Source organism: Thalassospira xiamenensis M-5 = DSM 17429 (assembly GCF_000300235.2).
Lineage (GTDB): Bacteria > Pseudomonadota > Alphaproteobacteria > Rhodospirillales > Thalassospiraceae > Thalassospira > Thalassospira xiamenensis.
Map to the genome: position 1 here is coordinate 817,695 of NZ_CP004388.1, position 14,327 is coordinate 832,021.

Genomic DNA, 14,327 nt, shown 5'->3' on the forward strand with positions numbered 1-14,327 from the left:
CGATGAACAGCACACAAACCAATAACAGCACCCTCGCCCCCGCCACTGCCAAAGGTCTTGAATTACGCCGGGTTTCCATTCGCCTCAATGGGCGTGTGCTGGTTGATATCGATACCATCATCAAATCGGGCGAGATCGTGACGCTGATGGGGCCGAGCGGCTCGGGAAAATCCAGTCTGCTGGCCTATATTTGCGGAACCTTGCCGGTGGGCGGAACCGCCGGATTTGAGGTCAGCGGGCAGGTTGTCCTGAATGGCCGGGGGCTGGATGGTTTGGCACCACAGGATCGCCATGTCGGTATCCTGTTTCAGGATGATCTTCTGTTTCCGCATTTATCGGTTGGCGGCAATCTGGCGTTTGCCCTGCCATCAAGTGTTCGGGGGCGGTTAGAACGCAGAACGCGTATCGAGGACGCGCTGGAAAGTGCGGGGCTTGGTGGTTTTGCCAACCGTGATCCGGCGACATTGTCCGGCGGGCAGCGTGCGCGTGTCGCCCTGATGCGGGTGTTGCTGTCCGAGCCCGGCGCACTTTTGCTCGATGAACCTTTTTCAAAGCTTGATACCGAGTTACGGGATCAGATCAGGACATTTGTTTTTGAACAGGCGCGGTTGCGTGGTTTGCCAACTCTGATGGTGACCCATGATCCCGATGACGGGGCGGCAGCCGACGGCAGGATCGTAAATCCGGTATAGCATGCACGCGGTTCTTGCATGATTTTCGCGCTGGTCAATCGGTGCGTTTGGTCCTAAGAGAAGCGCACCGCAAAGAATTGTCTTGGGCCCGAAACACGAAATCAAAGGCCCATGCGGCATTGGAGAATGTCGTGAATGTTTCCAGAAGAAATGTATGCGATCGTCCCGGATGCGCTTGATCGTGCAACCTGTGATCGACTGATTGACGGATTTTCGCAAAAACTTGACGATGGTGGCCTTGTTCAGGGCCAGTCGGCAAGCCATATCCGCCGGTCACAGATCACCTGGTTTAACGAGACCCAGGAACCGGCCGTCATGCGCCGGATCGTTGACATGGTTGCGGATGTAAACCGCAATGTGTTTGATTTTTCTTTGTCGGAATTCGCCGAAGATGCACAGATTGCCTGCTATGCTGGGGATCAGCGCGGTCACTATGACTGGCACAGCGACGTTGGCGCATCCGATATTGCACGCCGTCGCAAACTGACCATGGTGATCCAGCTATCCGAACCCGACCAGTATGAAGGCGGTTTGTTGCAGCTAAACCCGGCGGGGCATGTTTTTGATGCGCCGATGGAACGTGGCACGGCGATCTTTTTCCCGAGCTTCGTTCTGCACCGCGTCGCCCCGACGACAGCGGGCCTGCGTTATTCCCTTACCCAATGGGTGCATGGAACGCCGTTTCGTTAAGGCCACAAAAATAGGCTTTCCCGAAGTTCTTGCATGGCATCCGATTGTTATTCGGGCGGTATTGTTATTTCAGGCCAGTCCTGGGTGACTTCTGCCTGTATCGTGCGTTCCAGATATGTAGATAAAACCACATAGCTGCGCGTGGTTTTAACTCCTCGAAGAATATAAAGCTGTGAAAGTAAAACCTCCAGTGCATGGGCGTCTGTAGTGCGCACTTTCAAGATCACGCTGGTATCGCCCGCAACGGAATGAATTTCTTCAACTTCCGGGAAGTTGGCTATTTTCATCATCCGCTCGCTTTTTCCCCAGCCATCGGTATCTACATGTACAAAGGAAACCATAGGTTTGCCGATGGCCGGGCCGTTTAAAATTGCCGACATACGCTCAATGATGCCGTGACGGCGGAGGCGTTTGACCCGTTCATGCACAGCAGGAGCCGATAAGCCGACGATTCGTCCTAGTTCGGCATAGGTTTGTGACGAGTCTTCGACAAGCGCGCCTAATATTCTTCGGTCAAATGTATCGAGCTGCTGCCCCGGTAAATTATTTTGCTGAAGATTATTCATAATTAACCATGTTCCGTAATTTGTCTCTTTTGCCAAATTAAATACTGCATATTCTTCAATTTCTGAACATTAGAAAGGACAAGCAAATGCAGATGCAACAGTGTAACCCGTCGGGGAAAATTTATCCGGCAACATCAGATTATGTTCATGCGATGAAGATTAACGGACTGAACAGTATTTTGTTTGTCAGTGGAACAATGGGGCTTCGTCTTGATGGCGTGCCCGGCGCTGATATCGACGAGCAACTCGTTCTAGTATGGAAAAATATCAAGGCTATTCTCGCCGATGCGGGAATGTCGATTAATAATGTTGTAAGAACGACCAGCTATCTGCGTGATCCTGCTTATACGCATGCCAATCAGGAGGCACGCGTCAAGGCCCTTAACGGTCGTGTTGTTCCAACCACAACAATCGTAGCACAAACATTAAGTGCGGGCTGGTTGGTGGAAATTGAGGTGATCGCCTGTGTGTGAAGTCTGGATCAATACCGTTCCAACCGGTCCAGAAGGCGTGGGTTGTGCCATTTCGGCTGCCGGTCTTCGAGTGCTGCTTCGTGGTGCTGGACGCTGGCATTGTCGGCCTTTTGCTTGTCAAGTCGCAGATTGATCCAGCGCGGAATGATTTCGTTGTTGAAATCTTCCATGAGAAGCACGGCTGCGGTTTCGAAATTATCAAACGGGATACGCGCGATTTCGGCGAAATATTCCGCAAGGCAATCGGGTTTTATGATCAGGCGGTCCGGGACATAACGCAGGGTCATACGGGCCGGAAACACGGTTTCGCATCCGCTCAGTTCGCTTTGCAACGTCACGACATAATCAAGCTGAGCACCGGGATTATGTTCTGTCAGCAACAGGTTTCGACGTTCAAATATTTCCAGCATCAGGCCTACCTGCGTTTATTCGTTTGATAATCAAGATTACCCCCGCCTTTCGGGAACGAAAAGGCTTCTTTTCCGGGTCAGGTGGGGCGAATGGCCGCTTATGCGTCAATCCCGCGATGCCGGTTGACAACTGCTTCGTTGACCGGCGGGGCAATTTCAACAAAGCGCGAGCCATCCTGAAAAATCAGATGCCCCTTGTAGCCGGAGATTTGCAAAGCCTCGCGGAAGATGCCGCGAATATCGTCGCGATTATCAGATTGCAGTGGATTTTCAGTGCGCACGATCAAATCGAACTTGCTGTCTTCGCCTTTGACCAGACCGTCAAGCTGGGTGTGGCCGACTTCGCTGAAAGACAGGTCGAGCAGAAAGCGCGTGCCGGGTTCTTCCCTTTCGCCTTTCTCGTTTTCGTCGTCGCCATGTCGCCATGCCAGACGAACCTGTTCGATGCGTTCCCCCATCTGAAATGGCATCGGCATCACACGCCAGCCATCCGGGCGTTCGTCGGCGGCCATGCCCCGCAATCTGCTGAAATCGCCTTCGAGCTTTTTAAGGATATCGTCGCCGTTCCCGTCAATCGATGACAGGCTGTTGCTGGCGCGATCCCCCAACCAGCCGCGTGCTGTTCCCCCGGGGCCGGTCATGGCGGCAAAAAAGAACATCATCGTGGTGGTCAGTTTCGGTCCGGCCTGCGGAATATTGTTCAGAAGCGCCGCCGCCGCGCCCGGATCGTGTTGTGCCAGTGCGGTCACCGCCTGCTGCAAACTGCCCCAGTCACGTGACAGGGCTGCGTTCTGCCCGCGTGCAATCAATTCTGCCTCTGTCATCGGAGGGGCTTGAGTGCCGCGTCCGGCGGCGGTATTGGCATCGACACTAAACGACAGGGTCGCACCAACCGGGGCTGGAACCGGCAATTTGATGCCGACAACACCGGCAGATGTGCGAAGGGCGGTAAAGCCGTTCGGCAACATCCGGGCTTCGGCGCTATCGGGTGGCAGAACCGTCCCGGTCAGCACCAGCGGGGTTGCTGTTCCGGCCGCACCTGTACCGCCTGCGACAACCTGACCTGAGATACCCGCACCCGATGGCGTTCCCAGCGCGCCGCCGGTTGTTATAGCGGGCGGCATGGTACCGGTTGCATTCATGTTGGCAATCTGGGCGGCCTTGCCGGCACTGACGGCACCCTGACCGACAAAGATAACCTGTGTCTGGCTTCCGGCGGGTAACTGACTGCCATTGGGCAGGGTCAGGTTGCTTGTTGTGATGGCGTTAAAGGCCTGGCCGGGGATCAGAACGTTGCCATTGATCCCGGTGGTCGGCAATCCGCCGCCAGTTCCGGTTGTGCCCGGTGTCAGCGTTTGCGGCAGCACCTGAAGGCGAAGGGCGGCTGCGGGGTCGCTGCCCTGCTGCGGCTGTCCCTGGGGCATGATCCGCACCCAAAGAAAGTCCCCCAGATTGGCCGGAAGGGGTGTTGGCAGTTTTATATTAACCTGCCCCAGACTGGTCAGAAGGGTAAGTTCATTACCCGAACGCGACTGAACAGACGCCTGAAGCAGGCTTTCGACCGGCAGTTTTGCAATGGCATTGGCGACCTGCTGGGCAGCACTGACCTGAGAAGGCGGCTGTGGACTACCCGATGCCCCGCCGGCCGTCGCACCGCCCTGACCGCCAACGGCAGTGCCTGGTGTTACGGCTTGTGGCGGGAGAGTCATGGCGTCAGCCCTCCAGCAGCTTTTGCGTGATCGCTTCCATATCGTGGGCGGCATCGCAATTGGGATGGCGCATCAGAAGCGGGGTCTGTGACCGAATGCATTCGGAAACACGCGGATCGGCACGTACAACACCCAGAAGTGGCGGGCTGATTTTCAGGAAACCTTCGCAGGCTTTAAGAAGCTTGTTGTAGATCGCCTCGCCTTCCTTGCGGTCCTTGGCCATATTGACCACCACCCGGATATCCGTTTTGGGCCGCGCCATATGTGTGACTTTGATAAAGGCATAGGCATCGGTTAGCGATGTCGGATCACCGTTGGTGATGACAATCACCGTATTGGCAAGGCTGGTCATCTGACGCACACCCTGATCAACACCCGCACCAAGGTCGATCAGGACCTTGTCGTAACTTTTACCGGTCTGGATCAAATCATCGGATAGGGCCTGAAGACGGGTCACGGGCAGATTGGCAAGACTGCCCGATCCGCTGCGCCCGGCAATGATGTCAAAGCCGCCATCGGGGAAGGGGGTTACGGCATCGCGCAAACCGATCCGTCCGGAAATCACCCCGCCCAGATCATGTTTGGGCATCAGGCCAAGCTGGATGTCGATGTTGGCAAGGCCAAGATCACCATCAAACAACAGGACTTTTTTGCCTTCGCGCACCAGCGAATGGGTCAGGGTAATGGCAAACCAGGTCTTGCCCACGCCCCCCTTGCCAGATGCGATGGCAAGGACGTTGCGGCCTTTGGCGCGCGGAGCAGTTTTGGATACTTCATCAGACTTGGCAGTCATTTCACGACCTCGGAGAAACTCGGTTTCGCGTTCTCGGCGCGATGGGACGGTATCAGAAGTTTGGCCAGGGCGACGGGGCTTATTGCGGTTAGACCGTCTGCGACCTGGGCCGTCATACTGACATTGCAAAGGGAAAGATTTCCTGAATCTGCACCGTATAACGCGCCGCCAAGGCGCGATGCAACATCCAGTCGGGAAATCACCATGCGCGCAACGCCGCAATCGGCAAAGGCATTGGCGATATCGGCACATTCGTCGGCATCAATCCCGGCGGGATTGACCAGTACGGGTTCGCTTGGCACAACGGACATGAAATCGCCCAGTGCCTTGATGTCGGCATCGACATAGGGATTGCAGCTTGCCGTGTCGACCAGAACCATGTCGGCATCCCGCATACGGGCAAACTGGGCTTTGAATTCTTCGGGTGTTTTGACCAGTGACAGATTGATGTTCAGGATACGGGTGAATGCCTCAAGCTGGGCCACACCGCCTGCGCGTTTGTAATCGGTGGTCAGAACCGCGACTTTTCGCTTTTTCATCACTGCACGGGCAGCAGTTTTGGCAACCGCCAGCGTTTTGCCGCAACCGGGCGGGCCGACAAAGGCCAAGGCACGCGGCGTGTTTTTTTCCGGCAACGGCGAAAAATCAAAAATCTCGTCCAGTGCCGATGCCAGTAATTGCTGTGCGGTAGTGGCACCGCTTTCGCGGCCCATAAGATCACAAAGCCGCAAACGCAGCCGTTCGGGCAGATTATGACGGAGAAGGGCTTCTTGTGCGTGATCAAACAGTTCCTGATGACCCGGAGGGCCTTGATCCGCGATATCGAAATCCAGATCCGGATCACGATCAAGGGCCGCGGTCAGCCGCACGCCCGTGCCCGGAATATCCTGGGTCGATACGATAATGGCATCCGATCCCATATGCTCTTTGACCAGTGCCATCGCCTCGGTCATGGTCGGGGCGCTGAACGTCTTAAGGCGCATATGCTGTCCCCTCGCAACGGATCATCATATCTGCCCCATGGTTTTGAGTTGGGCCTTGGGATGAATTTCATTTTGCGACATGACAACCGTGGTGGGCCGGAATCGTTCGACAATGGATCGGACATAGGGACGAATGCCGGGACTGGTCAAAAGAACCGGGCTTTCGCCCATCATGCCAAGTCGCTCGAACGTGGTGCGAACCTTGTTGATAAATTCCTGAAGCTGGCTTGGCGGGATCGAAAGTTGCTTTTCCTCGCCAGAGCCGACCAGACTTTCGGCAAATATCTGTTCCCACTGCGGTGACAGGGTCACCAGCGGGATCACGCCATCATGGTTGGTATTCACATCCGACAACTGTCGTGCCAGGCGGGAACGCACATGTTCGGTCATGAAGGTCGGATTACGCGTAAAGGCGGTGGATTCCGCAATTCCTTCAAGAATGGTCGGCAGATCGCGGATCGATATGCGTTCGGTCAGAAGGTTTTGCAGAACGCGCTGAACCCCGCCAACGGAAACCTGACCCGGTACGATGTCTTCGACCAGTTTTTTCTGGTCGTCGTCGAGCTCGTCCAGAAGCTTCTGGGTTTCGGCATAGGACAGAAGTTCGGGCATGTGGTCCTTGATCACCTCGGTAATATGGGTGGTGATCACGGTTTGCGGATCAACAACGGTATAGCCACGGAACATGGCCTCTTCCTTCATGCCCTGTTCGATCCACATGGCTGGCAGGTTGAAGGTCGGTTCCATGGTTTTTTCACCGGCAAGGGTGATTTCCTCGCCGCGCGGATCCATGACCAGCAGCATGTTGGGGCGAAGGTCGCCACGGCCGGCCTCGATTTCCTTGACGCGCAGTACATAGGTGTTGGCGGGAAGCTGCATATTGTCTTGAATACGCACACTGGGCATGACAAAGCCCATATCGGTCGCCAACTGACGGCGTAGCGCCTTGATCTGATCGGTCAGTTTCTGGCCGCGTTCGGTGCTGATCAGCGACAGCAGGCCATATCCCAGTTCAAGCCGCACATAATCCATGCGAAGCGCATTGGCGATCGGTTCTTCGGGTGGCGGGCCTGCGGCATCCGCGGCGGTCTGGGCTTCTTCCATCTGGGCGTTGGCGGCGGCTTCTTTCTGTTTTCGGCCCAAATGCCACGCAAGGTAGCCCAGCACAATCGCCAGACCAAGGAACCAGACCATCGGAATACCTGGCAAAAGCGACATGCCGGCCATCATCGCCGAGGCAACACCAAGAGCTGCGGGGTAATTGCTTACCTGTCCGAAAACGGCCTTTTCAGTTGCGCCGTCAAGGCCGCCCTTGGTGACCAGAAGGCCAGCGGCCGTCGAGACGATCAGGGCGGGAATCTGCGACACCAGACCATCGCCAACAGTCAGGATCGTGTAGGTTTCAGTGGCTTCGGCCAGTGATAGGCCCATCTGGGCGGTGCCGATAATAATGCCGCCGATCACGTTGATGAAGGTAATCAGGATACCAGCAACCGCATCACCGCGGACGAATTTGGATGCACCATCCATGGAACCGAAGAACGAGCTTTCGTCTTCCAGTTCCTTGCGGCGAGCCTTGGCCTGCGCTTCATTGATCAGACCCGATGACAGATCGGCGTCAATCGCCATCTGTTTACCGGGCATGGCATCAAGGGTGAAGCGTGCAGCGACTTCGGCGATACGACCGGAACCCTTGGTGATAACCACAAAGTTGATGATCACAAGGATGGCAAAAACAATAATCCCGATCACGAAATTGCCCGAGATCAGGAAACTGCCGAATGCCTCGATCACCGCACCGGCAGCATGGGTGCCTTCGTGTCCGTGGCCCAGAATCAGACGCGTGGTTGCAATGTTTAGCGCCAGTCGAAGCGACGTCGCGACCAGCAGGATCATCGGGAAAGAGTTGAATTCCAAAGGTTTCTGGATGAATAGCGACGTCATCAGGATCAGCACCGAGAAGCTGATCGACAGGGCGAGCAGGAAGTCGAGTAGCCAGGGCGGCATCGGGAACATCATGACCACAAGGATCAGGATGAAGCCAAGCGCCATGGCGATATCGCCACGTTTCATGGCCGACCGGACGCGTGACTGGATACCAGCCATATTCAGGCCGCCCGCACTTTGGGGGCCTTGTGACCCGTCAGATCCTGCCGGTGTGATGTCTCGACCGTCGGCCATGTTGACTTCTGGTTACCCTATGTTGCGCGATCCCGGGAATGCATCCCTTGTTCTGATATGGGGTGCACCGGTCGTTTTGTAATAATCAGTCCTGACCATTGCCAGGTTGCGGCACGGCAAGGCCTTCGTCGGTATATTGACGAAGCTTGTTGCGCAGTGTGCGGATCGAAATGCCGAGAATGTTTGCCGCATGGGTGCGGTTGCCAAAGCAATGTTTCAGCGTATCGATGATCAGATCGCGTTCGACATCTGCAACCGTGCGACCGACCAGGGCTGCCGTGACCGATGAATCCGCGTTGGTTTGATCGGCGCTATCCGCATCATGGTCGATCGGTGCTGCCGGGCAGGGTGCTGCATAATCGTCGTGATGATCAGGCAGCGGGGCAGGTGCGTATGGTGCCTGCTGTGCCGGGGGAACCGGACGATAGGCCGCACCACCATAAGCCGCATTGGCATTGGCATAGGCCGAACTTGCGCGGGACGGCGCACTGGGGGCTGGCTGCGAAGGAGCCGGGGCAGGTGCCGCTGTTTCGGGGGGCGGAGCAGACTGCCAGCCCGGTTCGCTACTTCCGGCACCCGAAAGCATGATGGCTTCAGGGCCGATTTCCGTCGGACCGGCAATCAGGACGGCGCGGTGCATGGTATTTTCAAGTTCGCGAACATTGCCACGCCAATGATGGCTACGCAAACGCGTGATTGCCAGCGGACTGATCGGGCGGATCGGTACATCGTTGGCTTCGGAATATTTTTTAACAAAAAATTCCGCCAGAACTGGAATATCGTCAGGCCGTTCGCGCAACGAAGGAATATCGAGATTGACGACGTTCAGGCGGAAATAAAGATCTTCACGGAAGTTGCCCGCATTGACTTCGGCCTCAAGATTGCGGTTCGAGGTCGCAAGAATACGGACATCAACCTTGACCGGGCTTTTACCGCCCAGACGGTCGATTTCCTTTTCCTGAATGGCGCGCAGCAGCTTTGCCTGAAGGCGGACATCCATTTCGCTGATTTCATCAAGCAAAAGGGTACCGCCATTGGCTTCTTCAAACTTTCCGATGCGTCGGGCCTGTGCGCCGGTAAATGCACCTTTTTCATGGCCAAACAGTTCGGATTCAAGAAGGTTGTCGGGAATCGCGGCACAGTTCACGGCAACGAATGGTTTGTCCGCCCGGTTGGATTTACGATGAACAAAGCGCGAGATGATTTCCTTGCCGGTACCGCTTTCGCCCGTAATCAGGATGGAGGCGGAACTGTTGGCGACCTGGGTTGCGAGACGAAGGGTTTCCGCCATGCGGGCATCGCGATGGATCAGGGCATGGCTTTCTTCGGTGACGGCCTCGAAGATGGCGGCAATCAGGTCGGCTTCGGGGGGCAGGGGGATGAATTCCTGGGCACCGGCCTTGATGGCATTGACCGCACCATTGACGTCATTGCCGATGCCACACGCGACAACCGGGACATTGATCCGTTCACGATGCATGGCTTCGATCAAGGCTGCAACATCAAGGGTGATGTCAGCCATGACAAGATCGATCCGGTTGCCTGCGCGCAGGATATTCAGCGATGTCGTGACACTTTCGGCCAACTGGACTGTTGCGCCGCGTGCCATCGCGATCTTGCTGGCTGCGCCGATCTGACCGCCCAGTCCACCAACGATCAATACCTGCATAGTCTCATCTCTTTCCGCTTCGTTCCCAATGGCAATTTCAATTGGTGGGTTTCACCGATCAATCGAAATAGCTGACCCGTTTTGACGGGGGCAGGATGGAGTTGATCAGCATTTCCAGACGACGGGGGTTTTCCTGTCGCCCGATGGAGACGGCCCCCACCATATAGACCGAATTCAAAAGTTCTTCTTCGCCCGAGTTGCGTTCAAGTTTGGCAGCAAGCGGCATAAAAACCATGTTTGCCAGAACAGCACCATAGAAAGTCGTCAGAAGGGCAACTGCCATGGACGGCCCGATCGAGGACGGGTCATCAAGGTTGCCAAGCATCTGCACCAGACCGATCAGTGTCCCGATCAGCCCCATGGCCGGTGCGATATCGCCAGCCTTTTTCATGATGTTCGCACCTTTCTGGTGGCGACCGATGGTGGCGTTCATGTCCTTGCGCATGATGGCTTCGACTTCTTCGGGTGGTGTGCCATCGACGACAAGCGACAGTCCCTTCCAAAGATATTCCTCGCTTTGCAGACTGTCGAGATGCCCCTGAAGCGATAGGACCCCGCCTTTGCGGGCGATTTCAGCCAGTTGCAGGATTTGCAGGGCAGCATCGGCAGGGTTGCGCGATTTGTGGAAAATCGTGCGCATCAGAACCTTGCCAGCCCCCAGGAATTCGCCCAGCGCAAAACACACAGCGGTAATCGCAGCCGTGCCGCCGATCACGATCAGAACGGATGGAATATCAATAAATGCCCCGGGCGATCCCCCCAATACGATCGCCGCGATAATAAGCGCGAAGCCAATAGCCAGCCCCGCAACCGTCGCGATATCAAACGACGTTTTAGTCCCCCCGTCCGCCATACCCGCTCATCCTCTCAAAAGACTAGTTTTTCTCGGACTTGATGATTTCCGTCATGGTTACCCCCAGACGGTCTTCGACAACCACCACTTCGCCGCGTGCGACCAGACGGTTGTTTACATAAATATCAATAGCTTCCCCAACCTTGCGGTCAAGCTCTACCACTGCGCCACGCCCCAGTTTTAGCAGCTGGCTTACCTGCATGGTTGCTTTTCCAAGGACTGCCGAAACCTGAACGGGAATGTCGTAAACCGCTTCGAGATCCTTGGAGGTCTTCATGGCATCGCTGCCGATCTCGGCGGCGGCCAGAAGTTCGGTACCTTCGCCCTCTAGCTCGATATCATCATTATCGAGTTCCGAGAGTTCAAGATCGTCATCATCGGCCATTTTCGTCTCCTGATCCTTGAGCTTCCTGCGTCACATCGGCTTCTGTTTCGTTCCGGGTATCGGGTTTGCGATCTTCCTGCAACGGGTTCCCATCCTGTTGTCGCGGATCGCTTTTCTCCTCATCCCGGATCTGAGTGTGCGACGCATCATCCTTGGGGGATGTTGGCATATTAACCTGTTCTGTGCCATGACCTTCTTCGATCTGGCCTGTCGGTTGACCGGCTTGGTGTGATCCGGTTCCACCATCCCTGATATAATTATCACCTGTCGGGGTGGCCTGCATTTCGGAAGTATCAGGTTCTGTCGCATAGGTTGGTGTCAAATCATGCCCCGAAACGGTTGTTTCCGGTTTCGCCGACGGGGTTTCTGGACTTGCCGGGCGGGGGGCGGGCGGAAGGTCAGCAAGCCGGGTGTTCTGGACATCAGGATCGCCCATGTCATTTTCTTCAAACTCGTGCTCCTCGCTATGATTTTGAAGGACACGTTCGACGATATCGTTGATTTCGGCCCAGATGCGTTTGGTTTCCCGCACAGCCGTTCCGTCACCCCACGATACATGGCAGTCACCCAGATCAATATCGGGCTCGCCAACAACCGCGACCTTACCCGAAAAACCCCGCGACTGTGCGATTTTTTCAACACTTTCGGAAACCATGTCGCTGATATCGGGGTGGACCTGAACGATCACCTTGGGAACATCGAACAGATTGGCAAGGCACTGACGGACTATGCTTTCGATTTCAGTCAGTTCGAACTGTTTTGACCAGGCCGGGGCGATTTTGCGCATGATGCCGACGGCAACATGAATGGCATCCTCGTTGATGCGGGCATTGGCACGTTTCTGCTGTTCGTCAATTTGCGCAAGTTTTTCGGCAAGTCGTGCGGACGTATCTGTCAAAGCCTGTTGCAGGGATGACTGGATTTCCGCGCGGCCTTGCTCGACACCGCGCGCAAAGCCTTCTGCGTCGGCTGCCTCGCGCGCAGCTGCCTCGGCCTCTGCAATCATCTGGGCGGCCTGTTCTTCGGTATAAACCGCTGGAGGCGGAGGCGGGGCTTCGTCCTCTTTCTTCTTTTTCTTTTTGCCCAGAGAATAATGTTCATCATCCGAACCGGACGAACGAATGACGTTATCGGCATCATCGAAACTGAGCGAGAATTTGAATTTTTCAATGGCCGTCATATCGAACCGCTGGTTTGATTTGTGCGACAAGCAGGCCGGCGGCCTTATGCCAACCTGCCCGTGAATGAACCGTCAGGCATATCAGGTTTCCTGATAAAGCCAGTTGCGAATGATCGCCAAAGCTTCTTCCGGGTGCTTTTCGACAATTTCACCAATTTTCTTGACCGAAGATGCTTTAACCCGGCCCTCGACCATCGAAAGGTTGATCAGTTCTTCGCCTTCATCACTCATCCCCGGCGCCATTGGAACCGGTGATGGGCCCGCAAGAGCTGGTGTTCCGTCGGCGGTCATTTCGTCGGCTAACAGCTGATTTTGTGCCATATCGGCTGCATTTGGCAGGGTTTCGAAGGCACGGGTCAGAAGCGGGCGAACCACCAGCAGGATAACTAGGATCGCAACGATGGCCAGGACCAGCATTTCCGCGATGCGGAAGATTTCGGCCTTATCAAGACCAAGGAACGTTTCGACATCTTCGTCCGGGAACAAGTCTGCCGCGTCGGCAAACTGCATGTTGATCACTTCGACCTGGTCGCTGCGCGCAGGATCATAGCCGATTGCGCTGCGTACCAGCGCCGCTATTTTTTCCAAATCTTCCGGTGATCGCTCTTGGTAGACGCGTTCACCATTTTCATCTGTTGTGTAGGTGCCATCGACCAGAACCGCCACTGTAACTCGCGAAATTTCGCCGATTTCCTTGACCTTGGTCGTGGTCGTTTTTGAAATCTCATAGTTGACGGTTTCTTCCGAGCGGTTCTCCTGGCTGCTGGTTCCAGAACCTTGACCGCCATTAAGATTAGGGTCAGGAAGGTTGTTCTGAAGTGTAACCGGATCTGCGCCGTCTGTTTCAGTATTGGTCGAGTTCTCGTCAATGGTCTGGCTGGACCGCACCACCCGTTCGTCGGGATTAAATCGCTCGTCCGCTGTCGTCACCTTGTTGAAGTCCATTTCGACCGACACCTCGGCACGAACTTCGCCATAACCAAGGGACCGGGAAAGAAGATCTTCGATCGTGTTGCGCAGACGCGTTTCGTTGCGGATGCGCATCTCGTCTGCGGTCTGGGTCAGGAAGGTTGAAGATTGTTCTTCACCCTGACCACGCGCCAGAAGACGGCCGCGTTCATCAATGATGGAAACCTTGCTTGGTGTCAGCTGGGGAATAGCCGCAGCAACAAGATGCTGGATCGCTATAACCTGTTCGGGTTTAAGTTCCCCGCCGGCCATTTTAACTGCAATTGATGCGCTGGCTTCCTGGGTCTCGCGCGAGAACATCTGACGTTTGGGCAAAACCAGATGTACACGGGCCTGTTGAACGGACTGTATGGAGGCTATGGTACGGGCCAATTCGCCCTCAAGGGCGCGAACATGGTTAATGTTCTGTTCGAAACTTGTTGCACCAAGGCCGCTGCCACTATCGAACACTTCGTACCCGACGGAGCCGCCGGTCGGCAACCCGCTTTCCGCCATTGACAGGCGCATACGATTGACCTGATCGGCGGGAACAAGAATTTCGGTGCCGTTATTCAGAAGCTGGTAGGAAACCTGCTGTTCTTCGAGACGGTTGACGATCTGGCTTGCATCCGCCGGGTTCAGATCACGGTAGAGCAACTCCATATTCGGTGCCGAAACACGCAGAATAAGGAATGCAAAAAACACAAGCAGCAACACCCCGACGCCACTGATGGCCATCAGGCGTGTCGGTCCAAGACCTTTAAGCGTTTGCAATAAACCGCCCACGTTCGACTG

The 14,327-nt window shown here is 55.5% G+C and carries 14 protein-coding genes; 3 read left to right on the forward strand and 11 right to left on the reverse strand.

Features of this window, described 5'->3' with window-relative positions:
• Positions 1-2 precede the first annotated feature (2 nt).
• Together TH3_RS03710 and TH3_RS03715 are read left to right on the forward strand one after the other, a co-directional pair.
• On the forward strand, positions 3-692 hold the full coding sequence (locus TH3_RS03710) for an ATP-binding cassette domain-containing protein (RefSeq protein WP_007091327.1): 690 nt from the start codon (positions 3-5) through the stop codon (positions 690-692).
• 135 nt (positions 693-827) lie between these two features.
• A complete protein-coding gene (locus TH3_RS03715) occupies positions 828-1,382 on the forward strand; it encodes a prolyl hydroxylase family protein (RefSeq protein ID WP_007091328.1) in 555 nt (184 codons plus the stop codon).
• A gap of 47 nt (positions 1,383-1,429) precedes the next feature.
• On the opposite strand, the gene TH3_RS03720 is transcribed toward TH3_RS03715, so the two are convergent.
• On the reverse strand, positions 1,430-1,948 hold the full coding sequence (locus TH3_RS03720; RefSeq protein ID WP_007091329.1) for an Lrp/AsnC family transcriptional regulator: 519 nt from the start codon (positions 1,946-1,948) through the stop codon (positions 1,430-1,432).
• Between the two features lie 86 nt (positions 1,949-2,034).
• Between TH3_RS03720 and TH3_RS03725 the strand changes: the two genes are divergently transcribed.
• Positions 2,035-2,421, forward strand: coding sequence for a RidA family protein (locus tag TH3_RS03725; RefSeq protein WP_007091330.1), 387 nt, complete (start codon positions 2,035-2,037; stop codon positions 2,419-2,421).
• An 8-nt stretch (positions 2,422-2,429) separates the two neighbouring features.
• On the opposite strand, the gene TH3_RS03730 is transcribed toward TH3_RS03725, so the two are convergent.
• From TH3_RS03730 to fliF, 10 genes are all read right to left on the reverse strand, one after another.
• Entirely contained in the window at positions 2,430-2,831 is a 402-nt protein-coding gene (locus TH3_RS03730) for a hypothetical protein (protein ID WP_007091331.1), read from the reverse strand.
• A gap of 98 nt (positions 2,832-2,929) precedes the next feature.
• Entirely contained in the window at positions 2,930-4,540 is a 1,611-nt protein-coding gene (locus TH3_RS03735; protein WP_007091332.1) for a hypothetical protein, read from the reverse strand.
• Positions 4,541-4,544: 4 nt separating this feature from the next.
• On the reverse strand, positions 4,545-5,333 hold the full coding sequence (locus tag TH3_RS03740) for a MinD/ParA family protein (protein ID WP_007091333.1): 789 nt from the start codon (positions 5,331-5,333) through the stop codon (positions 4,545-4,547).
• Positions 5,330-6,316, reverse strand: a complete 987-nt coding sequence (locus TH3_RS03745; RefSeq protein WP_007091334.1) for a flagellar biosynthesis protein FlhF — start codon at positions 6,314-6,316, stop codon at positions 5,330-5,332. Before TH3_RS03745 ends, TH3_RS03740 begins: the two co-directional genes overlap by 4 nt.
• Positions 6,317-6,340: 24 nt before the next feature.
• On the reverse strand, positions 6,341-8,497 hold the full coding sequence (gene flhA, locus TH3_RS03750) for a flagellar biosynthesis protein FlhA (RefSeq protein WP_007091335.1): 2,157 nt from the start codon (positions 8,495-8,497) through the stop codon (positions 6,341-6,343).
• A gap of 85 nt (positions 8,498-8,582) precedes the next feature.
• Positions 8,583-10,166, reverse strand: a complete 1,584-nt coding sequence (locus TH3_RS03755) for a sigma-54-dependent transcriptional regulator (protein WP_007091336.1) — start codon at positions 10,164-10,166, stop codon at positions 8,583-8,585.
• Between the two features lie 58 nt (positions 10,167-10,224).
• Complete coding sequence (locus tag TH3_RS03760; protein ID WP_007091337.1) at positions 10,225-11,019, reverse strand: motility protein A; 795 nt, start codon at positions 11,017-11,019, stop codon at positions 10,225-10,227.
• 22 nt (positions 11,020-11,041) lie between these two features.
• Positions 11,042-11,404 (reverse strand): flagellar motor switch protein FliN, encoded by a 363-nt coding sequence (gene fliN, locus TH3_RS03765; RefSeq protein WP_007091338.1) that lies wholly within the window; start codon positions 11,402-11,404, stop codon positions 11,042-11,044.
• Positions 11,394-12,584 carry a FliH/SctL family protein gene (locus TH3_RS03770; RefSeq protein ID WP_040059517.1) on the reverse strand — a complete coding sequence of 397 codons (1,191 nt, stop codon included), beginning with the start codon at positions 12,582-12,584 and terminating at the stop codon, positions 11,394-11,396. Before TH3_RS03770 ends, fliN begins: the two co-directional genes overlap by 11 nt.
• Positions 12,585-12,665: 81 nt before the next feature.
• Entirely contained in the window at positions 12,666-14,318 is a 1,653-nt protein-coding gene (gene fliF, locus TH3_RS03775; protein WP_007091340.1) for a flagellar basal-body MS-ring/collar protein FliF, read from the reverse strand.
• Positions 14,319-14,327 lie beyond the last annotated feature (9 nt).